Below are 25,184 nucleotides of genomic sequence, written 5' to 3' on the forward strand. Positions count from 1 at the left end.
GTTGCCCGCTCGGGCCCGCGAGTTGCCCGCTCGGGCCCGCGAGTTGCCCGCTCGGGCCCGCGAGTTGCCCGCTCGGGCCCGCGAGTTGCCCGCTCGGGCCCGCGAGTTGCCCGCTCGGGCCCGCGAGTTGCCCGCTCTGGACGCCGAGTTGTGCGTTCGAGACGGTTTACGCCACGCGCGCACCGCCGCTAGATTGCGGCATGCGATTCGAGGTCGTACGGCGCATCGACGCGACGCCGGACGTGGTGTGGGCCGCGCTCGTGGACGTGGAGCGCTGGCCGGAGTGGACCGACTCGGTCACCTCGGTGCGACGGCTCGGAACCGGCCCGCTCCAGGTGGGCAGCGAGGCGCGCGTGAAGCAGCCGAGGCTCGCCGCGCAGGTCTGGCGGGTCACCGAGCTGACCGAGCGCCGGAGCTTCACGTGGGAGGCGCGAGGTCCGGGGCTCACGACGATCGGCGGACACGTCCTGGCCGAGGACGCGAACGGAGCGGTGACGGCGACCCTTTCGCTGGAGCAGCGCGGCCCGCTCGCGCCGGTCCTCGGTTTCGTGCTCGGCGGCATGGTGCGCCGCTACGTGACCATGGAGGCCGACGGCCTCAAGCGCGTATCCGAACGCCCCTGACCGCGCGAGTCGTACGTTCCCGACGGCGAGTCGTGCGCTCAAGACCGCGAGTCGTGCACTCCGGGCGTCAGCGAGCCGCGAGGATCGCACACGTCGTGGTGGCGTGCGCGTACAGCTTCCCGTCGTCGACGCCCTCCAGCCGGGCCTCCGCGGTGCCGATGGTGCGTCCGACGTGCACCGCGGTGGCCGTCGCGCGCAGCGTGCCGGTCGCTGCCGTCGCCGGGCGCAGCAGGTTGACGTTCAGCTGCACGGTGGTGTAGGTCGTGCCCTCCGGCAGTTTCGACATCACGGCGCACGCCAGCGCGGAGTCGAGCAGCGTCGCGAAGTAGCCGCCGTGCACCGTCCGGGCCGGGTTGTAGAGGTGCTCGCCCGTACCGCCCTCGAACACCGCCCAGCCGTCGCCGACGTCGACGAGCCGGAAGCCGAGAGTCTTGCCGATCCCCGCCGGTGGGAGGTCGCCGCGCAGCAGTGCGCGCAGGGTCTCCAGGCCGGTCATACGAGTCACCGTATTCCGCCCGTTCGGCGGGACAAGTACAAAATCCGTACCCCTAGGCTCGGGCGATGGGCGGTTACGGGCAGTTCTGCGCGGTCGCGAGGGCGCTGGAGATCCTTGGTGAGCGGTGGACGTTGCTGATCGTGCGGGAGCTCCTGCTCGGCGAACGACAATTCAACGACATCCGGCGCGGCATCCCGCGCATCTCCAAGACGATGCTCTCGGCCAGGCTGAAAACGCTGGAGAAGCACGACATCGTGTACCGCGAGGACGGCGGCTACCGGCTCACCGACGCGGGCAAGGACCTCGCGGTCGTCGTGCGGGAGCTCGGCGGGTGGGCCATGCGCTGGAACCGCAGGGAACTCGGCCCCGACGACCTCGACGCGAGCGCGCTCGTGTGGGACATCCGGCGCCGCATCGTCCCGGAAGCCCTTCCACCGCAACGAACCGTGGTGCAGCTGCGCTTCCGCGAGCCGAAGCCCGCCGTGTTCTACCTGTACGTGCGCCGCCCAACGGTGACGCTGTGTCCCGACGACATCGGCCTTCCGGTCGCGCTCACGGTGGACGCCGACCTCGACGCGCTGACCCGCTACTGGATCGGCGACCTCGGCTGGGCGCAGGTGGTGCGCTCGGGTGCGGTTGAGCTGACCGGGCCGAGCGTCCTGCGCCGGGCGTTCCCGACTTGGTTTTCCGGCTACGTCCTTCGCGACGCGTCCTGAATTGTCGGTGGCTCCTGTTAGACATTTCGGGACGGAGAAGTCATGGGGGAAGGAGCCCGCGATGGTCAAGGTCCTGGTCGCGACGTCGGAGACCCAGGGGCTGCGTGCCAGCGACTACCACTGGTGTGTCGAAGGAGAGCTGGTGTGGATCGCGCCGATCTGCGGCAAGGACAGGGAAGATCCGGACGGCGGCTGCGGTTGCGCGCGCGGTTTCGCCGGGCTCAGCTCGCACCGCGCCACCACCACGGCGATGGTGCGCACGCTGGCGCTGGACCGGGACGACTACGTCGAGGCGATCCGGTCCAGTTTGGACTCACAAGGCTACGACACGATGCTCTCGCCGGAGATCGCCGACGCGCTGCTGGAGCTGATCAGCGATCTGCCCGACGGCGCGGTGGTGGAGCACCGCGCCGAGTACGTGCAGGTCAGGGAGCGGGCGCCTTGACCTGGTCCGTACCGGCGAGCGCCGGAAGGCCGTCGATGCTGTGCGTGTTCTTCTCGGCCCAGTAGGCGGTGAGGTCGTCGTCGGTGCGCCGCGCGTGCCTGCGCAGCAACAGATCCCGGTCGCCGGTGTACTCCATGAGCGGAACGGAGAAGCCGCACGAGTCGCTCACGCGCTCCACGGCCACGTCGATGATCGAGCGAGCGCCGTGTTCCTGCTCGGGCGCGAAGTGTGAGAGCAGCTCCGGGTACTCCGGGCTGCTCTGCGGCACGACGCGGCCGTGACCGTGCAGGCGCACGATGTTCGGCGGACCGCTGAACGCGCAGAACATCAGCACGACGCGGCCGTTCTCGCGCAGGTGGGCGATGGTCTCGGCGCCGCTGCCGGTGTAGTCGAGGTAGGCCACTCGGTGCTCGCCGAGCACCGCGAACGTGCCGGCCATGCCCTTGGGCGACACGTTCACGTGCCCGTCCACCGACGTCGGCGCCGTCCCCACGAAGAACACGGGCTGGGCGAGAAGGAACTCGCGGAGCCTGCCGTCGATGGCCTCGTGCACCTTCATCCGTCAGCTTCCTTCCAGATCCCCCTCGACTCGGAGGTACACCTCACGCATCTTTTCCAGCAGCTCCGGATCGGGCTGCTCCCACAGTCCGCGGTCCGCGGCCTCGTTCAGGCGCTCGATGATCCCGCGCAGCGCCCACGGGTTCGCCTGCGCCAGGAACTCCTGGTTCTCCTTGTCGAGGACGTAGGACTCCGAGAGCTTCTCGTACATCCAGTCGTCGACCACGCCTGCCGTGGCGTCGAAGCCGAACAGGTAGTCGACGGTGGCGGCGAGCTCGAACGCGCCCTTGTAGCCGTGCCTGCGCATGGCCGCGAGCCAGCGTGGGTTCACCACGCGGGCGCGGAACACGCGCGCGGTCTCCTCGCCGAGCGAGCGCGTGCGCACGGCGTCCGGCGTGGTGCTGTCGCCGACGTACGACGCCGGCGCGGTACCCGTCAGCGCGCGGACGGTGGCGATCATGCCGCCGTGGTACTGGAAGTAGTCGTCGGAGTCGGCGATGTCGTGCTCGCGGGTGTCGGTGTTCTTGGCCGCCACCACGATGCGCTTGTACGAGCTCTCCATGTCCTCGCGCGCGGGTGCGCCGTCGAGGTCGCGGCCGTAGGCGTAGCCGCCCCAGACGGCGTAGACCTCGGCGAGGTCGGAGTCGTCGCGCCAGTTGCCGGAGTCCATCAGTGGCAGCAGGCCCGCGCCGTAGGTGCCGGGTTTGGAGCCGAAGATGCGGGTGGTGGCGCGGCGTTCGTCGCCGTGCGCGGCGAGGTCGGCCCGCACGTGGGCGCGCACGAAGTTCTGCGCGTCGGGCTCGTCGAGCCCGGCGACGAGCCGGACTGCGTCGTCGAGCAGGTCGATCACATGCGGGAACGCGTCGCGGAAGAAGCCGCTGATGCGCACGGTCACGTCCACGCGCGGCCTGCCCAGCTCGGCGAGCGGGATCGGCTCGATGCCGGTGACGCGGCGCGACGCCTCGTCCCACACCGGCTGCACGCCGAGCAGCGCGAGCACCTCGGCGGCGTCGTCGCCGGACGTGCGCATCGCTGACGTGCCCCACACCGAGAGGCCCACCGAGCGCGGCCAGTCGCCCGTGTCCTCGCGGTAGCGGCGCAGCAGCGACTCCGCGAGCGCCTGCCCGGTCTCCCAGGCGAGCCTGCTCGGGATCGCCTTCGGGTCGACGGTGTAGAAGTTGCGGCCGGTCGGCAGGACGTTCACCAGCCCGCGCAGCGGCGACCCGCTCGGGCCCGCCGGGATGTAGCCGCCGTCGAGCGCGTGCAGTACCGCGTCGATCTCGCCGTCGGTGCCGGCGAGCCTCGGCACGACCTCCGTCGCGGCGAAGCGGAGCACGTCCGCGGCGGCGGGCGTCTCGGCGCACACGGTGTCCACGGCGTCGACCGCCCAGCCGCGCACCTCCATGGCCTCCACGAGCGCGCGGGCGGTCTGTTCCACGGCGTCCACTTCGGACAGCGGCGCGTCCTCGGCGAGTCCGAGCGCGCTGCGCAGGCCAGGCACCGCGCCCCGCTTGCCGCCCCACATCTGCTGCGCCCGCAGCATCGCCAGGACGAGGTTCACGCGCGCCTCGCCCGTCGGCGCCTCGCCGAGGATGTGCAGGCCGTCGCGGATCTGCGCGTCCTTGACCTCGCACAGCCAGCCGTCGATGTGCAGCAGGAAGTCGTCGAACTCCGCGTCGTGCGGCCGTTCCTCCACGCCGAGGTCGTGGTCGAGTTTCGCGGCCTGGATGAGCGTCCAGATCTGCTGGCGGATCGCGGGCAGCTTCGCCGGGTCCATCGCCGCGATGTTGGCGTGCTCGTCGAGCAGCTGCTCCAGCCGCGCCATGTCGCCGTAGCTCTCGGCGCGTGCCATCGGCGGGATCAGATGGTCGACGATCGTGGCGTGGGCGCGGCGCTTGGCCTGCGCGCCCTCACCGGGGTCGTTGATGAGGAACGGGTAGATCAGCGGCAGGTTGCCCAGCACGGCGTCTGGTGCGCACGACGCCGAGAGGCCGGCCGTCTTGCCCGGCAGCCATTCGAGCGAGCCGTGCTTGCCGAGGTGCACCACGGCGTGCGCGCCGAACTCCTCCTCCAGCCAGCGGTATGCCGCGAGGTAATGGTGGCTCGGCGGCAGGTCCGGGTTGTGGTAGATCGCCACCGGGTTCTCGCCGAACCCGCGCGGCGGCTGGATCATCAGCAGCACGTTGCCGGCCTGCAGCGACGCGAGCACGATGTCCCCGTCGTCCACGTACAGCTCGCCCGGCGGCGGGCCCCAGTGCTCGGTCATGTCCGCGCGCAGCTCCTCCGGCAGCGCGTCGAACCACTCCCGGTACCGCGCGGCCGGCACGCGGATCGGGTTGCCCGCGAGCTGCTCCTCGGTGAGCCACTCCGGGTCCTGGCCGCCCGCGGCGATCAGCGCGTGGATGAGTGCGTCGCCGTCCGGCTGGTCAGTGCCGGTGGACACCACGCCGGGGAACGCGTCCTCCCCGAGGTCGTAGCCCTGCTCCCGCATCCGGCGCAACAGCTTCACGGCCGAGGCAGGGGTGTCCAGGCCCACGGCGTTGCCGACGCGCGAGTGCTTGGTCGGGTACGCCGAGAGCACCACGGCGATCCGGCGCTGCTCCGGCGGGGTGTGGCGCAGGCGCGCGTGCGCGAGCGCGATGCGGGCGACCCGCGACGCGCGCTCGGCATTGGGCACGTAGCGCGGCAGACCGTCGGCGTCGAGCTCCTTGAACGAGAACGGCACCGTGATGAGCCTGCCGTCGAACTCCGGCACGGCCATCTGGTTGCCCGCGTCCAGCGGGGAAAGGCCCTCGTCGTTGGCCTCCCACGCCTCGCGGTCGCTGGTGAGGCACAGCGCCTGCAACGTCGGCACGTCGAGCGCGGCCAGCTCTGCCACGTCCCACGACTCGTCGTCGCCGCCCGCCCCGGCCTCCGCGGGACGCGTCCCACCCGCGGCGAGCACCGTCACCAGCAGGGCGTCGGCCTTGCGCAGCTCGGCCATCATCTCCGGCTCGCGCGAGCGCAGCGACGCGCAGTAGATCGGCAGCGCCCGGCCGCCGGCGGCCTCGACCTGCTCGGCGAGCGCTTCGACGAACGCCGTGTTGCCGGCGAGGTGGTGGGCCCGGTAGTAGAGGATCGCCACCACGGGGCCGTCGTTCTCCGGGCGTTCCAGCACTCCCCACGACGGCTGCTCGGCGGGCGGCTCGAAGCCCTCGCCGGAGAGCAGCAGCGTGTCGGAGAGGAAGCGGTGCAACTGCGTGAGGTTCGCGGGCCCGCCGTGGGCGAGGTAGGCGTGTGCCTCGGTCGCGATGCCCGCGGGAGTGGTCGACAGCGACATCAGCTCGGCGTCTGGCGTCTGCTCACCGCCGAGCACCACCACGTGGGCGCCGCTCTCGCGGACTGTGCGCAGCCCCTCTGCCCAGGTGCGCTCGGTGCCGAGGATGCGCACCACGACGATCGGCGCGCCGTCCAGCAGTGCGGGCAGTTCGGCGAGGTCGAGGCGTGCGGGGTTGGCGAGCCGGTAGTCGGCGCCGCTCGCTCGCGCGCTCAGCAGGTCGGTGTCCGACGTGGACAGCAGCAAGATCACAGGTGGCCTCCTCGAATTCCCACCCTGGAGTGCCTGAGGCGGCGGCGTCAAGGTGATCTCGAGCGAGACGCAGTGCACACCGGTCACGCCCCGGCACCTTTTACAGTGGGTCGGTGCCCGCCCCGACGAGACTCCGCGCCGACGCCTGTCCCGGTGTCTTCGCGACGCACGCCGCCGCCGACGGCACGCTCGCGCGGATCCGCCTGCCCGGCGGCGCGCTGAGCAGCGCGCAAGCGTTTGTCCTCGCCGAGGCCGCCGAGGAGCTGGGCGACGGGTCGGTACACCTCACGTCGAGGGCCAACCTGCAGCTGCGGGCGGTGCGCGACGCGGACGAGCTGGTCAGGCGGCTGTCGGAGGCCGGTCTGCTGCCCGCGCCGAGCCACGAGCGGGTGCGAAACATCCTCTCCTCGCCGCTGTCCGGTAGGCACGGCGGGCTCACCGATGTCCGGCCGCTGGTCACCGCGCTCGACCACGCCCTGTGTTCCGTCCCCGAGCTGGCCGGGCTGCCCGGCCGGTTCCTGTTCGCGCTCGACGACGGGCGCGGCGACGTGGCCGGTGAGGGCGCCGACGTGTGCTGGCAGGCGCTGCCCGGAGGGGAGGGCGCGTTGCTGCTCGACGGTGCGGACACCGGTGTGCGCGTAAGCGCACGCGAGGCCGTGCCGGTGCTGGTGGAGCTGGCGGAGGTGTTCGCCCGCGTGCGCGGCTCCGCGTGGCGGGTGCACGAGGTCGACCCGGGGCCTCTGGTGGACGCCGCGCTGCGCCGGGGCCGCCGGGTGCCTCCCGCCGCGCTGCCGCGCACCGGCCCGGTGCCGGTCGGGAGGCTCGCCGACGGCGTCGTCGTGGCGGCTCCGCGGTTCGGTGAGCTGCCTGCCGGAGCGCTGCGCCCGCTCGGTGACCTCGTGGTCACGCCGTGGCGCACGCTCGTGCTGTCGCGGCCACCCGATGGGCTCGTCACCGACCCCGCCGACCCCGGCCTTGGCGTCAGCGCGTGCATCGGACGGCCCGGCTGCGCCAAGTCCCGCGCCGATGTGCGCGCCGACGCCCGCGCCGTGCTGTCCGCGCTGACGCTGCCTTCCCCCGGGGTGCGCGCGCACCTCTCCGGGTGCGAACGCCGCTGCGGCAAGCCTCGCGGCGCCCACCTCGACGTCGTCGCCACCGGCGAGGGCTACCTCGTCGACGGAACACCGGTCTCCACTGCCCGGCTCGCGGAGGAAATGGAAGGACGCCAGTGATCAACTACATCCGGGACGGGGCGGAGATCTACCGCCACTCGTTCGCCACGATCCGTGACGAGGCGGATCTCGCGATCCTGCCCGACGACGTCGCCGGCGTCGCCGTGCGGATGATCCACTCGTGCGGGATGGTCGATCTCGTCGACGACCTCGCCTACACGCTTGAGGTCGTGGAGGCGGGAAGGGCCGCGCTCGAGGCGGGCGCGCCGATCCTGTGCGACGCGAACATGATCGCCAGCGGGGTCACGCGCAAACGGTTGCCCGCGAACAACGAGGTGCTGTGCACGCTCTCCGACGAGCGCGTGCCCGGCCTCGCCGAGCGCCTCGGCACCACTCGCTCCGCCGCCGCGCTTGAGCTGTGGCGCGACCGGCTGCCAGGCGCCGTCGTGGCGATCGGCAACGCCCCCACGGCGTTGTTCCGCCTGCTTGAGCTGCTGGAGGAGGGCGTCGGAGCCCCTGCCGCGATCATCGGCGTGCCCGTTGGCTTCGTCGGTGCCGTCGAGTCCAAGGAGCTGCTGATCGAGCGGGCACCGGCGCCGTACCTGGTGGTGCGCGGCCGTCGCGGCGGCAGCGCGCTCGCCGTCGGCGCAGTCAACGCGATCGCCTCGAAGGAGGAGGTGTGAGCACCGGCGTGCTGTACGGCGTCGGGCTCGGTCCCGGCGACCCCGAGCTGCTGACCGTCCGTGCCGCGCGGCTCATCGGCGAGGCCGACGTGATCGCCTACCACTGCGCGCGCCACGGCCGTAGCATCGCGCGCTCGGTGGCCGAGCCGTATCTGCGCGAAGGCCAGCTCGAAGAGAAGCTCGTGTACCCGGTGACCACGGAGACCACCAATCACCCCGGCGGCTACGAGGGGGCTATCGCCGAGTTCTACGAGCTGTCCGCGAAGCGCCTCGCCGAGCACCTCGACGCCGGGCGCGGCGTGGTGGTGCTGTGCGAGGGAGACCCGTTCTTCTACGGCTCCTACATGTACATGCACGAGCGTCTCGCCGACCGCTACGAGGCACACGTCGTGCCGGGGGTGACGTCGGTGAGCGCGGCGTCGGCGGTGCTGGGCAGGCCCCTCGTGCAGCGCGACGAGGTGCTCACGCTGCTGCCGGGCACGCTGCCGGCGCCGGAACTGGCCCGCAGGCTCGCCGACACGGAGTCCGCGGCGGTGCTCAAGCTCGGCCGCACCTTCGGTTCCGTTCGCGACGCGCTCGCCGAGTCAGGCAGGCTCGACGAGGCGTTCTACGTCGAGCGCGCGACATGGCAGGCGCAGCGCGTTGAGCCGTTCGCCGAGGTGGACCCCGAGACCGTGCCGTACTTCTCGCTCGCCGTCGTGCCGAGCCCCGCCTACGCCTCCCGCAAGTCGGGTGAGCCGGGCCCGGAGGAGTCCGCCCGCGCTCGGGAGAGCGGTGGCGAGGTCACGGTGGTCGGGCTCGGTCCGGCGGGTCCGGAATGGCTCACGCCGGAGGCCGAGCAGGCGCTGGCGGAGGCCGAGCACCTCGTTGGCTACGGCCCGTATCTGGCGAAGGTGCCGCAGCGGGCTGGCCAGCGCAGGCACGCGTCCGGTAACCGGGTCGAGGCCGAGCGGGCCGTCGAGGCGCTGGAACTGGCCGCAGGCGGTGCGCGGGTCGCCGTGGTCTCCTCTGGCGACCCCGGGGTGTTCGCGATGGCCTCCGCCGTACTGGAGCAGGCCGAGCAGCCGGCGTGGGCGGGCGTGTCGGTGCGCGTGCTGCCAGGGCTGACGGCGGCACAGGCGGCGGCGTCGCGAGTGGGTGCCCCGCTCGGGCACGACTACTGCGTGCTGTCGCTTTCCGACCGGCTCAAGCCGTGGGAGGTCATCGAGCGCAGGCTCGACGCGGCCGGCGCGGCCGACCTCGTCGTGGCGATCTACAACCCCGCCTCACGCAGCCGGACGACCCAGCTCGGGATCGCCAGGGACGTGCTGCTGCGGCACCGCGCGCCGGACACTCCCGTCGTGATCGCGCGCGACGTCGGCGGCCCGGAGGAGTCCGTGCGCGTGGACACCCTCGGTGGATTCGATCCGGCGACCGTGGACATGCGCTGCCTGCTCATCGTCGGCTCCTCCCGCACGAGGGTCCGTGAACAACCCGGCGGAACCCCCGTCGTCTGGACCCCCCGCAGCTACGCCTGAACTGCCCCCAAGGCCACCTTAGGTGCGTTGAGCGCAACAAAGGTGGCCTTGGGGGCCGCTACGGAAGTCGGGTCAGCGGGTGGGTTGGTTGCCGTCGGGTTGCTGTGGGCCGGGGCCGGGGGACCACCAGCCGGAGCGGACCTCCTCGCCGCGGATGATCGTCGGTTCCCTGCCCTGCGTGTACGGCTCGACCTGCTCCAGCGTGCCCCACTCCTGACCCTCGGCGCCGAGCAGGAAGCTGGGCACCTCGGGCTGTTCGGCCAGCTCGTCGAGGATGCCGTTGGGGCCGCCCGCCTTGCTCTCCGCCCATTCGCCCTCGGTGGCCAGCGAGGCCGCCGTCAGGTGGTACGCGGGCATGTCCATGATGCCGTCGCGCACCTTCACGGGGTTCAGGCACGGGAACACGAACGATGTCGGCCAGTCCATGTAGACGGGCTGGTTGCCGACCCGGTCGGTGAGGGTCGTGAACGTCGGCACGCGGGGCGCGGTGACGGCGACCCAGCCGTCCTCGGTGAGGTCGTCGTCGGTGGCGGCGATACGCACCATCTGCGCGCTGTCCGGCACCTGACCGAGGTCGATGCGCACGTCGAGCCACGCGCCGGTCCCGCCACCCGGCTCCAGCGCCGGTTTGCTGTCCACCACCTTGATGCCCTCGGGCGACTGCTCGCCGAACTGGATCTCGACGCCGGTGGCCTTGCCTCCCGGCGAGAACACCGCGAGTACCACCTGGCCGCCCTCGGGCCGGTTGCGCAGGTCGTACCAGTCGGTGCGCAGCCGGCCGGTGGGGTTCGCGGTCTCGTTGTAGCTGCTCCACATCGCCACGGTGCTCGGCGTGAAGCCGTGCGGCGGCTCGGCGAGCGGGTCGCCGGTGACCAGTGGTTGCGAGTGGAACCCGGCCTGGGTCGGTCCGTTGCCCTCGTCGGCCTGTGGCAGCCCGCCAGGCGCGGTGGTCTCCTTGTCCTCGGCGGTCCGCTGCATCGCGGCCGGCAGCGGGGTGAGCATGCTCGACACCGGGTCCTGCTCCACCATCACGTGGTCGCCGAGGCCACAGCTCGGCCCGAGGAGATGCTCGATGTTGGCGGCGCCGAGGCTGTAGGTGTCCCGCTGCTTGTGGATCGCCTTCGCCATGCTGCCGAACTCGGCGACGGCCACGAGGCCGCACACCACCACGAACGCCAGCGAACCGCGCCACAGCGCGAGCCCCCGGCGCTCCGGCTGCGGCGGTGGCAGGCCGGGGCGCTGTGCGCGGATGTTCTCGATGAAGGCGATCACCGCGAAGACCGCGGCGGCCAGCAGGAGCACAGTGGACAGTCGCACGCCGAACAGTTGCGGCGGCATGTTCCACCACGGCACACCCATGCGCGACACGTACCAGTACGCGTTGGGTCCGGTGATGGCGAGCGCGGCGACCACTAGCAGGCCCGCGACGAACGCGGCCCGGTTGCGTTTGGACCGCAGCACCGACGAGCTCGTCGCCAGCGCCGTCAACGCCGCCATGGCCGCGCCGACGGCGGCGAACGCGCCGAAGTGGTGGGTCCACTTGGTCGGCGTCAGCGCCATCATCAGGAAGAACAGGGCGACCGTGCCGATGAGCCTCCGGCTCGGCCCGAGCGCCGCGCCGGGAATCCGGCCGCGGCGCAGCAGCACCACGAGACACGTGCCGACGCACAACAGCAGCAGCAGCACCGGGAACCGGCGCGACGCCGAGCCGTCGACGGTGGAGCTGAACAGCTGCTGGTAGCGGATCAGCTCCTGGAACCACGACAGGCTCGGGCCGACCTCGTTGCGAATGCGCGTCGCCTCGGCGACCGTCGCGTACGTCTGGTCGGCGAACACCACGAGCAGCACCAGCACGCCCGACGCCACGATCGGCGCCAGCACGTGGGTCCAACCCGCCTCGCGCGCCCGCTGGCGCAGCAGCTGGAACAGTGGCCGCGCGGCCACGAGGAACGGGGCGACGGCGATGAGCCCGGTCGGCGTCGCGGCGAGGGTGAACGCGGCGGCCAGCAGGCCGAGGCACACCGGCAGGAGCCTGCGCGTCACGAGGGCGCGCTCCACCGCGCACAGCGCAAGCAGCGAACCGACGGCGGCGACCGGCTCGGGGCGCGTGCCGTTGTTGTAGGGCATCCACCAGACGAGGAACACCACGGCGGCGGCCCAGCCCGCGGCCCGGCTGGAGCGGACGGCCTTGCCGAGGCGCGGCATGACCTCTCTGCTGATCAGCAACCAGCTCAGCACGCCGAGCAGGAACGAGGGCAGGCGGATCCAGGGCGCCACCACGCTGACGTGCGCCATGCCCTGGTAGACGTGGTAGAACCAGCCGAACGGAGCCTCCGCGACGCCGAACCACCGGTGGTAGTTGGCGAGGAATCCCGCGTCCTCGGTGACCCTCGCCATCGACAGGATGTAGCCGTCGTCCGACGTCACGGGTCCGATGAACACCCACGCGCCGAGCGCGCCGATCACCGTGATGTCGCGCCCGGTCAGCCGCCACCAGCCCACCGGCGCCCAGCGCGGGGCGCGTCTGGCGTAGCCGCGGTCGAGGCGGTTGACCGCGAACAGGCAGCCGATCATGGCGAGCACGCCGAGTACGCACACGGCGATCTTGAGCGTGGTCGGCGATGACTGATAGCGCGTGTCCGGGGTGATCGAGACGCCGAGGCCGTCGATCGGGTCCTGGCCGTTCTCGATCGTCGTGTAGATGCCGATGACGCGCGGGCGGACGTCGCCGTCCTCCTGGTAGACGGGCGTGCCGCCCACCGACAGCGACGTGCCGTAGGCGGTGGAGTGGAAGAGAACGTCACAACCGGAGGCAGGCAGCGGCTGGCGCACCACCTGCTCGCCGCGGTTGTAGGCGACCAGCAACCCGTCGTCGACCCTCAGCTGCATGCCGGCGCCGTTGCCGAGGCGCGCGGCGGGCACGGTCGACATCAGCAGCGCGTCGCCCGCGGTTCGCCCGTCGACGGACCGCACCGTCTGACACGGGATCTCCATCCGCAGGTCCTGCGCCCAGTACCCCGAGAGCGGAGCGTTCACCTGCGTGGTGTCGCCCCCGGTGGGCCATTCGATGCGCGCGGTGTCCTGCACGACGGGCAGGAACGGGAACGCGAACGCGCACGCCGCGGCCACGAGACCGAGCAGCAGCGCGAGTCTGCGCCACATCCGTGTCCGGTCACGCGCGCTCGCGGCGGTGTCGGCAGGGGCTTCCGGCTCCCTGTCGGGATCTTGGGTGCGAACATCGGTGGCGGGCCGCATTGCACGTCACGCTAGCGGGAAGCGCAGAGTCGGCGCCCCCGGGGCTGGCCGAGTGTTGCCTCCCGCGCCGAATCACGTGAGCCCGCCGCTCACCCGTCCGAGTGTCCACTCCAGAGCGGTGCCGACGTCGGCGACCGTCGGCACCGGCGGCCGGGGCGGCCTGCGCACCACCACGACGGGCACGCGCAGTCGCCGTGCGGCCACGAGTTTCGCCTCGGTCATGGACCCTCCGCTGTCCTTGGTGACGAGTACGTCGATCCGGTGGGTGCGCATCAGCTCGGTCTCCTCCTCGACGCGGTAGGGCCCTCGGCTCAGCAGCACCTCCAGTCTGGGCGGGAGCGGCGGTTCGGGCGGGTCGACGCAGCGGGCGAGGAACCACAGGCCGGTCAGGTCCGCGAACGCGGCGAGCCCCTGACGCCCGCTCGTGAGGAACACGCGGGTGCCGAGGCGGGGCAGCAACTCCGCCGCGTCGCCGAGCGTGTCCGCCCAGTGCCAGTCGTCGCCGGGGGCGGGTTCCCAGCCGGGGCGTTGCAGCCGCAACAGTGGAACGCCCGCTCTGGCCGCACCGGTCGCCGCGGACGTGCCGATCCGCTCCGCGAACGGGTGTGTCGCGTCGACGACCGCTGTGACGCCGTGCTCGGTGAGCCACGCCGCGAGCCCGTCCGGCCCGCCGAAGCCCCCGATGCGCACCTCTCCCTCGGGCAGCCTCGGCCGCGCGACCCGGCCCGCCAGCGAGGAGACGACGGGCACGTCACGCGCCACGAGACCGGCCGCGAGCGCCCGCGCCTCGGAGGTGCCGCCGAGGATCAACACACGCGGGGCGATACTGCCCTTGTTTCCCATGGAGTAGATGGTGACTGAACTTCGTTACGGCTGGACCACGGGCGCCTGCGCCACCGCCGCCACCACGGCCGCGTGCACGGCGCTGCTGACCGGTGACTTCCCCGACCCGGTCGAGGTGCTGCTGCCCAAGGGAAAGCGGCCGAGCTTCGCGCTCGCCACCGAGGAACTGGGCGACGGCTTCGCCAGCGCGGGCGTCATCAAGGACGCCGGGGACGATCCGGACGTCACGCACGGTGCTCTCATCGTCGCGACCGTGCGGGCCGGGGAGCCGGGCACCGGCGTCACGTTCCGGGCCGGGCCCGGGGTCGGCACGGTGACCCTGCCGGGGTTGCCGTTGCCCGTCGGCGAGCCGGCGATCAACCCGGTGCCGAGGCGGCTGATGACGGAGGCGGTCGAGCGCGTGTGTTCCGCACACGGCGGCACCGGCGACGTCGTCGTGGAGATCTCCATCCCGCACGGCGAGGAACTGGCGCGCCACACGTGGAACCCGCGCCTCGGCATCCTGGGCGGGCTTTCGGTGCTCGGCACCACGGGCGTGGTGGTGCCGTACTCGTGCTCGGCGTGGATCGACAGCATCCGGCGCGGCGTCGACGTCGCGAGGGCGCTGGGGCACCGGCATGTCGCGGGCGCGGTCGGCAGCACGTCCGAGCGCGTGGTCATGCAGTTGTACGGCCTGCCGGAGACCGCGCTGCTCGACATGGGCGACTTCGCCGGGGCGGTGCTGAAGTACCTGCGCGCGCATCCGGTGCCCCGGCTGACGCTCGCGGGCGGGTTCGCGAAGCTCTCCAAGCTGGCCGCGGGCTACCTCGACCTGCACTCCAAGCGGTCACAGGTCGACCTGGGGCTGCTCGCCGAGCTGGCCGAGCAGGCGGGCTACCCGGCGCTGCGCGGGCCGATCCTGGAGGCCAACACCGCACTGCACGCGCTGGAGCTGGCCCACGCCGAGGGGCTCGCACTCGGTGAGCTGGTCGCGGAGCGTGCGCGCCGGGTCGCGGCGGACGTACTCGGCGACGCGCCCGTCGACGTCGACATCGTGGCGATCGACCGGGCCGGGACGATCGTCGGCCGGGCTTAGGCCGGGCCTACTCCCGTGGCCGCCCCGCCGAGTAGAGAAAACTGTCCGGGAAGCTCTCCGCAGCGAGCACCCTGCCGACGAAGATCATGGCGGCGCGGGTGATCCCGGCGTCGCGCACCTGCCGCGCGATGTCACCGAGCGTGCCACGCAGCACCTGCTCGCCCTCCTGACTCGCCCGCGCGACCACGGCGACGGGACAGTCCTCGCCGTAGTTCGGCAGCAGCTCCCCCACCACCTGCTCGACGCGGTTGACCGCGAGGTGCAGGGCCAGCGTCGCGCCGCTCGCACCGAGCGTGGCGAGGTCCTCGCCCTCGGGCATCGACGTGGACCTGGCCTGCGCACGCGTGATGATCAGGCTCTGCCCGACCGTCGGCACGGTCAGCTCCCGGCCCAGCACCGCGGCCGCCGCGGCGAACGCGGGCACACCGGGTGTCACGTCGTAGGGCACCCCGGCGGCGTCGAGCCGCCGCATCTGCTCGGCGACCGCGCTGTAGACGGCGGGATCGCCGGAGCACAGCCTCGCGACGTCGTGACCCTGCTCGTGGGCCGCCACCAGCTCGGCGACGATCTCGTCGAGCGTCAGGTTCGCGGTGTCCACCAGCCGCGCGCCGGGCGGGCAGTGCGCGAGCAGGTCGGTCGGGGTGAGGCTGCCTGGGTAGAGACACACGCCGCAGCGGGCGAGCAGCTGCTGACCGCGGACGGTGATGAGGTCGGCGGCACCCGGTCCGGCGCCGATGAAGTGCACTGTCACTGCTTGGTCACGCTCCACTGGGTCACGGTCCTCGCCGGCGTCCAGCCGGTGAAGCCGCCGAGCGGTGCCGCGTGCTCGACGGACAGTCGGGTCAGCTCTCCGCCATGGGCGTTGTACGCCCGCGCGAGTGCCTGCTCGGCGTCGAGGGTCACGCCGTTGGCGACGAGCCGCCCGCCCGTCCGCAGCGCCGCCCAGCACGTCTCCAGCAGGTCGGGCGCGCTCACGCCGCCGCCGACGAACACGGCGTCGGGCGTGTCCAGCTCGTGCAGCGCCCCGGGGGCCCGGCCGCGCACCACGCGCACGTCGGGCACCCCGAGCCTGCGCGCGTTGCGCCCGATCCGCTCGGCCCGCTCGGGGTGTGACTCCACCGCGAGCGCCCGGTTCGCCGGGTGCGCCCGCGCCCATTCGATCGCGATGCTGCCCGCGCCGGCGCCGACGTCCCACAGCAGCTCACCGGGCGCGGGAGCCAAGCGGGCGAGGCTGCTCGCCCGCACGTCGCGCTTGGTGAGCTGGCCGTCGTGCTCGAAGGCTTCGTCGGGAAGGCCGGCCAGCAACGGGAGCGCCTTGGGGCCGCGACCCTCGATCGCGAGGACGTTCAGCGGCGCGACCTCGGGATGAGGCCAGTCGCGTGCGGTGCCGTCGAGGCGTCGTTCGGCGGGTCCGCCGAGCTCCTCCAGCACCGTGAGCCCGCTCGCGCCGAACCCCGCGTCGGTGAGCAGCGTGGCGACCTCGCCCGGGGTCGAGCCGTCCGAGCTGAGCACGAGTACTCGCCTGCCCGGTCCGACGGCCCGCAGCACGCGGTGCGCGTCGCGGCCCACCGCGCTCACGACCTCGGTCTCCTCGGCCGACCAGCCGAGCCGCGCACGGGCGAGCGTGACCGACGACACCGAGGGCATCACGCGCACGCGGCCGGGGCCGAGCCTGCGCACGAGGGTGGTGCCGATGCCCGACAACAGGGGATCGCCGCTGGCCAGCACGCACACGCGGCGGTCGGCGTGCTCGGCTAGCAGCCCGTCCAGCGCGGGCAGCAGCGGGCTCGGCCACGGCACCTTCCCGGCGCGGCCGTCCGGCACCAGATCGAGCTGCCGCCGCCCGCCGAAGAGCACGTCACAGCGCTCGATCTCGGCCCTGGCCGGGTCGGTGAGCCCGGCCCAGCCGTCCGCCCCGATCCCGACGACGACGATTGTCACAAAGCGGCACGGTAGCTCAAACGTGTGCGATGATCGGCCAGCGGTCGTTCGTGGAACCCGGTGCGAATCCGGGACGGTCCCGCCACTGTGACTGGTCGAGAAGGCCAGGAGTCAGAGCTTCGGCGGCCGCCTTCGGTTGCTGACGAGACGTGGGCGAGGACACCCACCCGTAGCGAAGGAGCTTCGATGCGGCCCTATCCCTTCACGGCGGTCGTCGGCATGGCGGAGCTCCGGCTCGCGCTCGTGCTGTCGGCGATCTCACCCGCGATCGGCGGCGTGCTGGTGCGCGGCGAGAAGGGCACCGCGAAGTCGACCATGGTGCGCGCGCTCGCGGGCCTGCTGCCCGGCGTGGACGTGGTGGAGGGCTGCCGGTTCTCGTGCGACCCCGCCGCTCCCGACCCGGCGTGCCCCGACGGACCGCACGCCGAGGGTGCCGCCGCCCACCGCCGTCCCGCACGGCTCGTGGAGTTGCCGGTCGGCGCGGCGGAGGACCGGGTGGTGGGCTCGCTCGACCTGGAACGTGCGTTGAGCGAGGGCGTCACCGACTACCAGCCGGGCCTGCTCGCCGGGGCCCACCGGGGCCTGCTCTACGTCGACGAGGTCAACCTCCTGCACGACCACCTCGTGGACACCCTGCTCGACGCCGCCGCGATGGGCCGCGTGACCGTGGAGCGCGAGGGCGTTTCGGTGTCGCACGCGGCCAGGTTCGTGCTGATCGGCACCATGAACCCAGAGGAAGGCGAGCTACGGCCGCAGCTGCTCGACCGGTTCGGTCTGACCGTTGAGGTCGCCTCCAGCCGCGATGCCGCGCAGCGGGTCGAGGTGGTGCGACGGCGGCTGGCCTACGAGGCGGCTCCCGACGACTTCGCCGAGGGCTACGCAGACGCCGAGGCGGCGCTGGCGGCGGACATCGCGGCGGCGCAGCGGCTCGTGCCCTCGGTGACCCTCTCCGACGACGCGCTGCTGCAGATCGCGCAGGTGTGTGCCGCGTTCGAGGTCGACGGGATGCGAGCCGACATCGTCACCGCGCGCACGGCCGCCGCGCACGCCGCGTGGTGCGGTCGCGACACGGTGACCACGGAGGACATCCGCGTCGCCGCCCGGCTCGCGCTGCCGCACCGGCGCAGGCGCAACCCGTTCGACGCGCCCGGCATCGACGAGGAGCAGCTGGAGCAGTCGCTGCGGGACACGGAGCCGCCCGAGCAGGGGCCACCGGACGGACCCGACGACCCAGGCGACCCTGGCGACCCCGACGACGACGGCCCGGGGCCTGGCTCCGGTGGTGAACCGGAGCCCTCCGACGCGGACGGGCAGCCGGCCAACGGACAGGGCGGCTCGGCGGCGGAGCGGCAGGTTGGCGCCGGAAGCCCTTACCGCGCAAGGCTGTTCACCGTCGACGGCACCGGGTCCGGCGCGCACGGCCGCCGCTCGCGGGCTGTCACCGACAGCGGTCGCACGGTCGGCGTCCGGCCCGCCGGCGTGCGGGACGGCGGTGCGCACCTGCTCGCCACGGTCCGCGCGGCGGCGCCGCACCAGCGCGCGCGGGGCCGCTCGGGCCAGGGTCTGGTGGTGCGCCCGCACGACGTCCGCTATGCCGTGCGCGAGGGCAAGGAGGGCAACCTCGTGCTGTTCTGCGTCGACGCGTCCGGGTCCATGGGCGCGCGCTCGCGGATGCGGGAGGTGAAATCCGCGGTGCTGTCGCTGCTGCTGGACGCGTACCAGCGGCGCGACAAGGTCGGGCTGGTGACGTTTCGTGCCATGGGAGCCGAGGTCGCCTTGCCGCCGACCATCAGCGTCGACGCCGCGGCGTCCCGGCTCGAGGCGTTGCCCACCGGAGGCCGGACCCCGCTCGCCGAGGGGCTGCTGCGGGCGGCGGAGGTGTTGCGCGTCGAGGCCCTGCGAGACCCCCGCAGGCGACCGCTGCTGGTCGTCGTCACCGACGGGAGGGCCACGAGCGGACCCGACGCTGTCGCCCGTGCCCACGCGGCGGCGGACCTGCTCGCGGGAACGGGCGTGACGAGCGTGGTGCTCGACTGCGAGAGCGGTCGCATGCGGCTCGGCCTCGGCGCCGAGCTGGCCGCCCATCTCGGCGGCGAGCACGTCGCGCTCGGCGATGTCGCGGCAGAGACGCTCACGCGTGAGGTGAAACGGAGGGCGGCCTGAATGACCATTGCGAAGCCCTCGTACGGGTGCGGGTGTCCCGCAGAACACTGGAGGGCCGCCTGATGCCGAAGGGTCAACCCGAGGTCGTGCCCAACGACGGGCTCACCACGCGGCAGCGCCGCAACCGCCCGATCCTCGCCGTCCACACGGGACCGATGAAGGGCAAGTCCACGGCCGCGTTCGGCATGGCGTTGCGGGCGTGGAACCAGGGCTGGTCGATCGGGGTGTTCCAGTTCGTCAAGTCGGCGAAGTGGCGGGTCGGCGAGGAGGCCGCGTTCCGCGCGCTCGGCGAGAGTGGCCAGGGCGGCCCCGTCGAGTGGCACAAGATGGGCGAGGGCTGGAGCTGGTCCCGTAAGCAGGGATCCGAGGAGGACCACGCCGAGAACGCGCGCGAGGGCTGGGCGGAGATCAAGCGCAGGCTCGCCGACGAGCGGCACGACTTCTACGTGCTCGACGAGTTCACCTACCCGCTGCACTGGGGCTGGCTCGACGTCGACGACGTGGTGACGACCCTGCGCGAGCGTCCCGGCCGCCAGCACGTGGTGATCACCGGCCGGAACGCGCCCGCCGCGCTGCTGGAGGCCGCCGACCTCGTGGCGGAGATGACGAAGGTCAAGCATCCGATGGACGCGGGCCAAAAGGGTCAGCGGGGCATCGAGTGGTAGCCCGGCTCGTCATCGCGGCTCCGGGTTCGGGACACGGGAAGACCACCGTCGCGACCGGGCTGATGGCTGCGCTGCGCGCGCGTGGAACGGCGGTGTCGGGGCACAAGGTGGGTCCCGACTTCATCGACCCGAGCTACCACGCGCTCGCGACGGGCTGCCCTCCGCGCAACCTTGACCCGTTCCTGCAGGGCGAAAACCGCGTGGTTCCGCTGCTGCTGCACGGTTCCCGCGCCGCGGAGATCGCCGTGATCGAGGGCGTGATGGGCCTGTTCGACGGCGCGCTCGGCACGGAGGGTTACGCCTCCACGGCCCACGTCGCCCGGCTCGTGAAGGCTCCGGTGGTCCTGGTGGTCGACGCGAGCGCGGCCAGTCGCAGCGTCGCCGCGACCGTGCTGGGCTTCGCGCGTTACGAACCGGAGATCGAGCTCGCCGGCGTGATCCTGAACAAGCTCGGCTCGCAGCGGCACGAGGACGAGATCGTCTCCGCGCTCGCTCCGACCGGCATCCCGGTGCTGGGCGCGCTGCGCCGCACGGACGACATCCACGCGCCGAGCAGGCACCTCGGCCTGGTGCCCGCGGCGGAGCGGGCCACGGAGTCGAAGGCATTGCTGCCGAAGCTCGCCGCGTGGATCGCCGAGGGCGTCGACCTCGACGCCGTGGTGCGGGTCGCCAGGCGGGCGCCGGGGCTCAGCGGCTCCCCGTGGTCGCCGGACGCGGAGCACACCGGCCCGCGCGCGGTGGTGGCCGCGGCTGTGGGGGAGGCGTTCACGTTCCGCTACACCGAGACGACGGAGCTGCTCGCCGCGCACGGCGTCGACGTGGTGGACGTGGATCCGTTGCGGGACAAGACGTTGCCCGCGGAGTGTGCGGGGCTGTACTTCGGTGGTGGGTTTCCCGAGGTGCACGTCGAGGAGCTGTCGGCCAACGTCCCGTTGCGGGAGGAGCTGGCCGCCGCGCTGCGGGCGGGGATGCCGGTGGTGGCCGAGTGCGCGGGTCTGCTGTACCTGTGCCGGGAGCTCGACGGCCTGCCGATGGTTGGCGCGCTCGACGCCTCGGCCCGCATGACGCGGCGAGGCGCGCTCGGGTATCGCAGGGCCACGGTCCCGGAGGCGAACCTGCTGGCGGAGGAAGGTTCGCAGGTGACGGGCCACGAGTTCCACCGGACCGTGGTGGAGCCGCGTGCCGGAGACCAGGCGGCGTGGGAGTGGAACGGCGAGCCCGAGGGCTTCGCCACGGCCACGTCACACGCGTCGTACCTGCACGTGCATTGGGCAGGTCATCCCGGCCTGGCCAGGCGGTTCGCCGAGGCGGTCCATAGTGGACGGTGAGTACGACCTGCTGCACCACGGCGACCGCGAGGTGGGCGACGGCCTCGTCGACCTCGCGGTGAACGTCCGGGTACCCGAGCCGCCGGAGTGGTTGCGCCGCGAGCTGGCCGGTTGTCTCGGTGACCTCGCGGCGTACCCGGATCCGCGCGCGGCGACCGAGGCGATCGCGGCGCGGCACGGCCGTGATCCGGCCGACGTCCTGCCCACGGCGGGGGCGGCGGAGGCGTTCACACTGCTGGCGACGGCGTTCGGAGCCGGGAACGCCGCCGTGGTGCATCCGCAGTTCACCGAGCCGGAGGCGGCGTTGCGCGCGGCGGGTCACCACGTGCACCGGGTCCCGCTGTCGGCTGCCGACGGGTTCGTGCTGAAGCCCGACGCGGTGCCCGCCGAGGCGGACCTGGTGTTCGTCGGCAACCCCACCAACCCCACATCTGTCCTGCACCCGGCCGCCATGCTGCGGCAGCTGTGCGCGCCAGGCAGGTTGCTCGTGGTCGACGAGGCGTTCCTCGACGCCGTGCCGGGCGAGCCGGAAAGCCTTGCGGTGGAACGGCTTCCCGGCGTCGTGGTGGTCCGCAGCCTCACCAAGACGTGGGGTATCGCCGGCCTGCGTGCGGGGTACGTGCTCGCCGAACCCGAGGTGATCGAGCGGCTGCGTGCGGTGCAGCCGCCGTGGTCGGTGTCGACGCCCGCCGCGGTCGCGATGGTGGCGTGTAGTTCCGCCCGGGCGGTGGAGGAGGCTTCGCGGCTGGCTCGTGCGGGTGAGCGGGACCTGTCGGCGCTGGTGAGCGGGCTGCGGGCGCTCGGGGTCGAGGTGGCCGGTGTTCCGAGGGCTCCGTTCGTGCTGGTGCGGATTCCCGGTGCGTCGCGGATTCGCCTCGCCCTGCGCGAGGCCGGTTACGCGGTCCGGCGCGGGGACACGTTCCCCGGCCTTGACACCGACTGGCTGCGGATCGCCGTGCGTCGTGACATGTCCGGCTTTCTGGCCGCGCTGCGTGACGTCTTGTAGTCGCCTGATTTCGCCGTACGATCGCAGAGCGGCCTGCGGAGGGAGAGCCCGATGTCGAGCTCGACGATCTACTCGATGGGTGTCTCGGTGGACGGCTTCATCACCGACCGCGAGGGCGCGTTCGCGTGGACGGCCCCTATCGAGGAGCTGTTTCGTTTCCACCTCGCGCAGGTAAGCGAACTCGGCTGCTATCTGCTGGGCCGCAGGCTATACGAGACCATGCTGGTGTGGGAGACGGATCCGTCGCTGCGCGACAACGAGCTCGGGGCCGCGTTCGCCGACGTCTGGTGCGCTCTCCCGAAGGTCGTCTTCAGCCGCACGCTCGACAGCGTTCAGGGCAACGCCCGGCTCGCCGTGGCTTCGGTGGCGGAGGAGGTCGCCGCGGCGCTCGACGTGACCGATAAGAACATCTCGATCGGCGGCGCCGGCCTGGCCGCGGCGGCGATCGAGCTCGGCCTCGTGGACGAGCTGCGCATGTTCCGCCATCCGGTCGTCGTCGGTGGCGGCACGCCCTTCCTGCCGCCGGTCACCGAAGCCATGCGGCTGGACCTGGTGGAGGCCAGGACGTTCGGCTCGCGCGTGATCTACGAGCGCTACGTGCGCGCCCACGACGAGTCGGACTGACTCAGCCGCCTCGGTCAGCCGCTCAGCACCAGCAACGTCGCCGTCGCCGCTGCTTCCACGCAGGCGCCCAGCACGTCACCGGTGATGCCGCCCAGCCGCTGCACGCACCGCGCCAGCAGCGCTCCCGCCACCACGAATCCCGCGAGCACCGCCAAAGGCCCTTGCCACCACGGCAGCCCAGGTGCCAGCGCGGAGCCCCCCGCTAGCACGACGAGCCACAGGCACGCCAAGGAGATCGGCGCGGTACCGGCGACGGCGTCGCCCAATCCGCCGGGGCGCGCAGATGGCACCCCCCGCGCGCAGCACAGGGGGAGCACCGCCCGGCTCGCGAACACGGCGATGACCGCGGCGGCGGCCCCATGACCCTCGGCGACGGCACCGGCGAGCGCCGCACACTGAAGCACGAGCACCAGCACGAGGGTCGCGATGCCGGCAGGCCCGGAATCGCCCCTTCGCATGATCTCCAGCGCCCGCTCACGCCCGTCCGACTCGGGGGAGAGGCGGGCCTTCGCGGCTAGGCCGAGGCCGTCGGCGGTGTCGGCGAGCCCGTCCAGGTGCAGGCCCCTGGTGCCGAGCGCGACGGCCCCCACCGCGAGCGCCGCCGTGCCGAGTGGCGGCAGCCCAGCGAGGTCACCGAGCAGCACCACGCCGAGTGCGAGCGCGGCGAGCGGCAAGGCGGCGACGGGCGACAGCAGCATCGCGGTGCCCGCCACCCGGCGGTCGATCCTGCGTGGTGCGGGCACCGGCAACGCCGTCAGCGTGCCCAGCGCCATCCGGAGCGCGTCAGGCAAGGTCGGCGAGCCGCCCCATCTCGGCGAGCACAGCCCGTGCCCCGCGCAGCACCGGCACGGCCTGCACGGCGCCGCTGCCCTCACCGAGGCGGAGTCCGAGGTCCAGGATCGGCTCCAGCCCGAGCGCTTTGAGGGCGAACGCCTGCGAGGGCTCGGTCGACCGGTGACCCGCGAGCCACCACGGTGCGGCCTCCGGAGCGATCTCCCTGGCGACGAGGGCTGCGGCACCGGAGAACACGCCGTCCAGCAGCACGGGAACCCCGCGGACCGCCGCCTGCACGAGGAACCCGGCGGTCGCGGCGGCACACGCGCTGCCGAGCGCGGTGAGCAGCCCGAACGGGTCCCGCACGCGCTCGCCCGCGCGGGCGAGCGCCGCCTCGATCACGGCGACCTTGCGGGCCCGGCCGTCGTCGTCGACGCCGGTCCCCGCGCCCACGACCTCGGGGACGGGCACGCCCAGGGTCGCGGCGACGAGCGCGGAGGCGATCGTGGTGTTGCCGATGCCCATGTCGCCGGGGATGAGCAGGTCGGCACCCGCGTCGATCTCCTCGTCGGCGACGGCGCGGCCCGCGGCGAACCCACGCTCGGCCTCGCCGGAGGCGAGCGCGTCAGCGGTGTCGATGGGCTCCGAGCCGCGGCGGACCTTGAACGCGCGGACCTCGGCGGGCACGTCGTCGAGGTCGCCGTCCACGGCGATGTCGAGCACGCGGACGTGTGCGCCCACCTGCCGGGCGAGCACGCTCACGCCGCTGGTTCCGGACAGGAACACCCGCACCATCGCGGCGGTGATCTCGCGTGGATAGGCGGACACGGCCGCCGACGCCGACACCCCGTGGTCGCCCGCGAAGACGACCACGCGCACGTCGTCGAGCGGGCGGGGTGGGACGGCGCCGTGCGCGGCGCACAGCCAGGCAGCGAGGTCCTCGACCCTGCCCAGCGCGCCGAGCGGCTTCACGAGGCCGTCGATGCGCTCGCGGGCGAGCCGCCGCGCGCTCTCGTCGAGCGCGGTGATGCGAGGGATCTCGGGGGAACCGGCTGTCGTCACCGTGATGTCTCCTATCTCAGGTCCAGAGCCCGGCCGGCCACCACGAGGCGCACGGTGTCCGAATGCGCCGCGACAGCGGTGTTGAGGGCGCCGAGCACGTCGCGGAAGATCCGGCCGGACACGGTCGGCGGGACGACCCCGCTGCCGACCTCGTTGCTCACTGCCACGACCGGAACCGTGGTGGCCTGCCAGACGTCGACGAAGGTCTGCAGGCGTTCGTCGAGGCGCGCTTCCCAGCCGTCCTCCTGCTGCCAGGCGCCGACCTCGTCCAGCACGCGGCTCACCCACGTGCCGAGGCAGTCGATGAGCACCGGCGATCTCGCCTCCCGGAGGGCGCCGGCGAGGTCGGCGGTCTCCACGGTCCGCCACGACACCGGTCTGCGGGCGCGGTGCGCCGCGACCCGCGCGGCCCACTCGGGGTCGTCATCGCTCGGGGGGAGGCCTGCGGCGACGTAAACGACGTAGGGGTGGCGAGCCATGAGCTGCTCGGCGTGCCGGGACTTGCCCGAGCGGACCCCGCCCAGGATCAACGTCCTGCCGTTGCCCTGGGCGCGGCGCCCGTAGCGGCGCAGCAGCGCGGCTCCGGCCTCGAGCCGCCCGGCCACGGCCTCGGTGAGCCGCCGCCTCGGATCGTTCATCATGGTCGGCATTCTTGCCGACGGGCTAGGGT

22 protein-coding genes and 1 riboswitch are annotated in these 25,184 nt (G+C 72.9%); of the genes, 12 read left to right on the forward strand and 10 right to left on the reverse strand.

The features are described 5' to 3' along the window. Positions 1-200: 200 nt before the first annotated feature. Positions 201-623, forward strand: a complete 423-nt coding sequence (locus tag FCN18_RS10340; RefSeq protein ID WP_137094667.1) for an SRPBCC family protein — start codon at positions 201-203, stop codon at positions 621-623. Between the two features lie 67 nt (positions 624-690). On the opposite strand, the gene FCN18_RS10345 is transcribed toward FCN18_RS10340, so the two are convergent. Further along, positions 691-1,119 (reverse strand): PaaI family thioesterase, encoded by a 429-nt coding sequence (locus FCN18_RS10345; protein ID WP_112271702.1) that lies wholly within the window; start codon positions 1,117-1,119, stop codon positions 691-693. A gap of 65 nt (positions 1,120-1,184) precedes the next feature. Here FCN18_RS10345 and FCN18_RS10350 point away from each other — a divergent pair, with 65 nt between their 5' ends. Next, on the forward strand, positions 1,185-1,835 hold the full coding sequence (locus FCN18_RS10350; protein WP_112271704.1) for a winged helix-turn-helix transcriptional regulator: 651 nt from the start codon (positions 1,185-1,187) through the stop codon (positions 1,833-1,835). 61 nt (positions 1,836-1,896) lie between these two features. Further along, positions 1,897-2,280, forward strand: a complete 384-nt coding sequence (locus tag FCN18_RS10355) for a DUF7715 family protein (RefSeq protein WP_112271706.1) — start codon at positions 1,897-1,899, stop codon at positions 2,278-2,280. Here FCN18_RS10355 and FCN18_RS10360 read toward each other — a convergent pair. Next, the gene (locus FCN18_RS10360; protein ID WP_112271708.1) at positions 2,261-2,839 is read right to left on the reverse strand and encodes a pyridoxamine 5'-phosphate oxidase family protein; all 579 of its coding nucleotides are present in this window, start codon (positions 2,837-2,839) and stop codon (positions 2,261-2,263) included. The genes FCN18_RS10355 and FCN18_RS10360 overlap by 20 nt on opposite strands. Positions 2,840-2,842: 3 nt before the next feature. Next, positions 2,843-6,406, reverse strand: coding sequence for a cobaltochelatase subunit CobN (cobN, locus tag FCN18_RS10365; protein WP_137094669.1), 3,564 nt, complete (start codon positions 6,404-6,406; stop codon positions 2,843-2,845). A 113-nt stretch (positions 6,407-6,519) separates the two neighbouring features. Between cobN and FCN18_RS10370 the strand changes: the two genes are divergently transcribed. The 3 genes from FCN18_RS10370 to FCN18_RS10380 are packed head-to-tail and all read left to right on the forward strand — an operon-like array spanning position 6,520 to position 9,778. Then, the gene (locus tag FCN18_RS10370; RefSeq protein ID WP_137094671.1) at positions 6,520-7,638 is read left to right on the forward strand and encodes a precorrin-3B synthase; all 1,119 of its coding nucleotides are present in this window, start codon (positions 6,520-6,522) and stop codon (positions 7,636-7,638) included. After that, positions 7,635-8,261 carry a precorrin-8X methylmutase gene (locus FCN18_RS10375; RefSeq protein WP_137094673.1) on the forward strand — a complete coding sequence of 209 codons (627 nt, stop codon included), beginning with the start codon at positions 7,635-7,637 and terminating at the stop codon, positions 8,259-8,261. Before FCN18_RS10370 ends, FCN18_RS10375 begins: the two co-directional genes overlap by 4 nt. Further along, positions 8,258-9,778, forward strand: coding sequence for a precorrin-2 C(20)-methyltransferase (locus tag FCN18_RS10380; RefSeq protein ID WP_137094675.1), 1,521 nt, complete (start codon positions 8,258-8,260; stop codon positions 9,776-9,778). Before FCN18_RS10375 ends, FCN18_RS10380 begins: the two co-directional genes overlap by 4 nt. Positions 9,779-9,850: 72 nt before the next feature. Here the strand turns inward: FCN18_RS10380 and FCN18_RS10385 are convergent, their stop codons facing one another. Both FCN18_RS10385 and FCN18_RS10390 read right to left on the reverse strand, forming a co-directional pair. Further along, positions 9,851-13,033, reverse strand: coding sequence for an arabinosyltransferase domain-containing protein (locus tag FCN18_RS10385; RefSeq protein ID WP_137094678.1), 3,183 nt, complete (start codon positions 13,031-13,033; stop codon positions 9,851-9,853). Positions 13,034-13,105: 72 nt separating this feature from the next. Continuing rightward, complete coding sequence (locus tag FCN18_RS10390) at positions 13,106-13,876, reverse strand: cobalt-precorrin-6A reductase (RefSeq protein WP_170200529.1); 771 nt, start codon at positions 13,874-13,876, stop codon at positions 13,106-13,108. A 7-nt stretch (positions 13,877-13,883) separates the two neighbouring features. Here FCN18_RS10390 and FCN18_RS10395 point away from each other — a divergent pair, with 7 nt between their 5' ends. Continuing rightward, a complete protein-coding gene (locus FCN18_RS10395; protein WP_113641645.1) occupies positions 13,884-14,951 on the forward strand; it encodes a cobalt-precorrin-5B (C(1))-methyltransferase in 1,068 nt (355 codons plus the stop codon). Positions 14,952-14,958: 7 nt separating this feature from the next. Here the strand turns inward: FCN18_RS10395 and cobM are convergent, their stop codons facing one another. Both cobM and cbiE read right to left on the reverse strand, forming a co-directional pair. Then, the gene (gene cobM, locus FCN18_RS10400) at positions 14,959-15,702 is read right to left on the reverse strand and encodes a precorrin-4 C(11)-methyltransferase (RefSeq protein ID WP_137094680.1); all 744 of its coding nucleotides are present in this window, start codon (positions 15,700-15,702) and stop codon (positions 14,959-14,961) included. Beyond that, positions 15,699-16,892, reverse strand: a complete 1,194-nt coding sequence (gene cbiE / locus FCN18_RS10405; RefSeq protein ID WP_112271723.1) for a precorrin-6y C5,15-methyltransferase (decarboxylating) subunit CbiE — start codon at positions 16,890-16,892, stop codon at positions 15,699-15,701. The genes cobM and cbiE overlap by 4 nt, the downstream gene beginning before the upstream one ends. A 52-nt stretch (positions 16,893-16,944) precedes the next feature. Further along, a riboswitch (cobalamin riboswitch) is annotated at positions 16,945-17,055 on the forward strand. A 23-nt stretch (positions 17,056-17,078) separates the two neighbouring features. Here cbiE and FCN18_RS10410 point away from each other — a divergent pair. From FCN18_RS10410 to FCN18_RS10430, 5 genes are all read left to right on the forward strand, one after another. Beyond that, positions 17,079-19,055 (forward strand): putative cobaltochelatase, encoded by a 1,977-nt coding sequence (locus tag FCN18_RS10410; protein WP_137094683.1) that lies wholly within the window; start codon positions 17,079-17,081, stop codon positions 19,053-19,055. A 62-nt stretch (positions 19,056-19,117) separates the two neighbouring features. After that, a complete protein-coding gene (gene cobO, locus FCN18_RS10415; protein WP_113641642.1) occupies positions 19,118-19,720 on the forward strand; it encodes a cob(I)yrinic acid a,c-diamide adenosyltransferase in 603 nt (200 codons plus the stop codon). Beyond that, a complete protein-coding gene (locus FCN18_RS10420; RefSeq protein WP_113641641.1) occupies positions 19,714-21,048 on the forward strand; it encodes a cobyrinate a,c-diamide synthase in 1,335 nt (444 codons plus the stop codon). Before cobO ends, FCN18_RS10420 begins: the two co-directional genes overlap by 7 nt. After that, entirely contained in the window at positions 21,038-22,054 is a 1,017-nt protein-coding gene (cobC, locus tag FCN18_RS10425) for an Rv2231c family pyridoxal phosphate-dependent protein CobC (RefSeq protein ID WP_170200530.1), read from the forward strand. Before FCN18_RS10420 ends, cobC begins: the two co-directional genes overlap by 11 nt. Positions 22,055-22,105: 51 nt before the next feature. Then, a complete protein-coding gene (locus FCN18_RS10430) occupies positions 22,106-22,678 on the forward strand; it encodes a dihydrofolate reductase family protein (RefSeq protein ID WP_137094685.1) in 573 nt (190 codons plus the stop codon). Between the two features lie 14 nt (positions 22,679-22,692). On the opposite strand, the gene FCN18_RS10435 is transcribed toward FCN18_RS10430, so the two are convergent. From FCN18_RS10435 to FCN18_RS10445, 3 genes are read right to left on the reverse strand one after another with little or no spacing between them, the layout of a single operon-like run. Beyond that, entirely contained in the window at positions 22,693-23,451 is a 759-nt protein-coding gene (locus FCN18_RS10435) for an adenosylcobinamide-GDP ribazoletransferase (protein WP_112271731.1), read from the reverse strand. 10 nt (positions 23,452-23,461) lie between these two features. Continuing rightward, complete coding sequence (gene cobT / locus FCN18_RS10440) at positions 23,462-24,481, reverse strand: nicotinate-nucleotide--dimethylbenzimidazole phosphoribosyltransferase (RefSeq protein WP_170200537.1); 1,020 nt, start codon at positions 24,479-24,481, stop codon at positions 23,462-23,464. 44 nt (positions 24,482-24,525) lie between these two features. Then, entirely contained in the window at positions 24,526-25,155 is a 630-nt protein-coding gene (locus FCN18_RS10445) for a bifunctional adenosylcobinamide kinase/adenosylcobinamide-phosphate guanylyltransferase (RefSeq protein WP_112272085.1), read from the reverse strand. Positions 25,156-25,184 lie beyond the last annotated feature (29 nt).

The organism is Prauserella endophytica, assembly GCF_005146945.1.
GTDB lineage: Bacteria > Actinomycetota > Actinomycetes > Mycobacteriales > Pseudonocardiaceae > Prauserella_A > Prauserella_A endophytica.

What these genes read in the sequence shown, in the direction of transcription:
- FCN18_RS10360 (WP_112271708.1), bottom strand. Translation starts at nt 2,839, where the DNA reads ATGAAGGTGCACGAGGCCATCGACGGCAGGCTCCGCGAGTTCCTTCTC.
- FCN18_RS10345 (WP_112271702.1), bottom strand. Translation starts at nt 1,119, where the DNA reads ATGACCGGCCTGGAGACCCTGCGCGCACTGCTGCGCGGCGACCTCCCA.
- FCN18_RS10445 (WP_112272085.1), bottom strand. Translation starts at nt 25,155, where the DNA reads ATGATGAACGATCCGAGGCGGCGGCTCACCGAGGCCGTGGCCGGGCGG.
- FCN18_RS10395 (WP_113641645.1), top strand. Translation starts at nt 13,884, where the DNA reads ATGGTGACTGAACTTCGTTACGGCTGGACCACGGGCGCCTGCGCCACC.
- cobO (WP_113641642.1), top strand. Translation starts at nt 19,118, where the DNA reads ATGCCGAAGGGTCAACCCGAGGTCGTGCCCAACGACGGGCTCACCACG.
- FCN18_RS10390 (WP_170200529.1), bottom strand. Translation starts at nt 13,876, where the DNA reads ATGGGAAACAAGGGCAGTATCGCCCCGCGTGTGTTGATCCTCGGCGGC.
- FCN18_RS10435 (WP_112271731.1), bottom strand. Translation starts at nt 23,451, where the DNA reads ATGGCGCTGGGCACGCTGACGGCGTTGCCGGTGCCCGCACCACGCAGG.
- FCN18_RS10410 (WP_137094683.1), top strand. Translation starts at nt 17,079, where the DNA reads ATGCGGCCCTATCCCTTCACGGCGGTCGTCGGCATGGCGGAGCTCCGG.
- FCN18_RS10350 (WP_112271704.1), top strand. Translation starts at nt 1,185, where the DNA reads ATGGGCGGTTACGGGCAGTTCTGCGCGGTCGCGAGGGCGCTGGAGATC.
- FCN18_RS10340 (WP_137094667.1), top strand. Translation starts at nt 201, where the DNA reads ATGCGATTCGAGGTCGTACGGCGCATCGACGCGACGCCGGACGTGGTG.
- FCN18_RS10355 (WP_112271706.1), top strand. Translation starts at nt 1,897, where the DNA reads ATGGTCAAGGTCCTGGTCGCGACGTCGGAGACCCAGGGGCTGCGTGCC.
- FCN18_RS10385 (WP_137094678.1), bottom strand. Translation starts at nt 13,033, where the DNA reads ATGCGGCCCGCCACCGATGTTCGCACCCAAGATCCCGACAGGGAGCCG.
- FCN18_RS10430 (WP_137094685.1), top strand. Translation starts at nt 22,106, where the DNA reads ATGTCGAGCTCGACGATCTACTCGATGGGTGTCTCGGTGGACGGCTTC.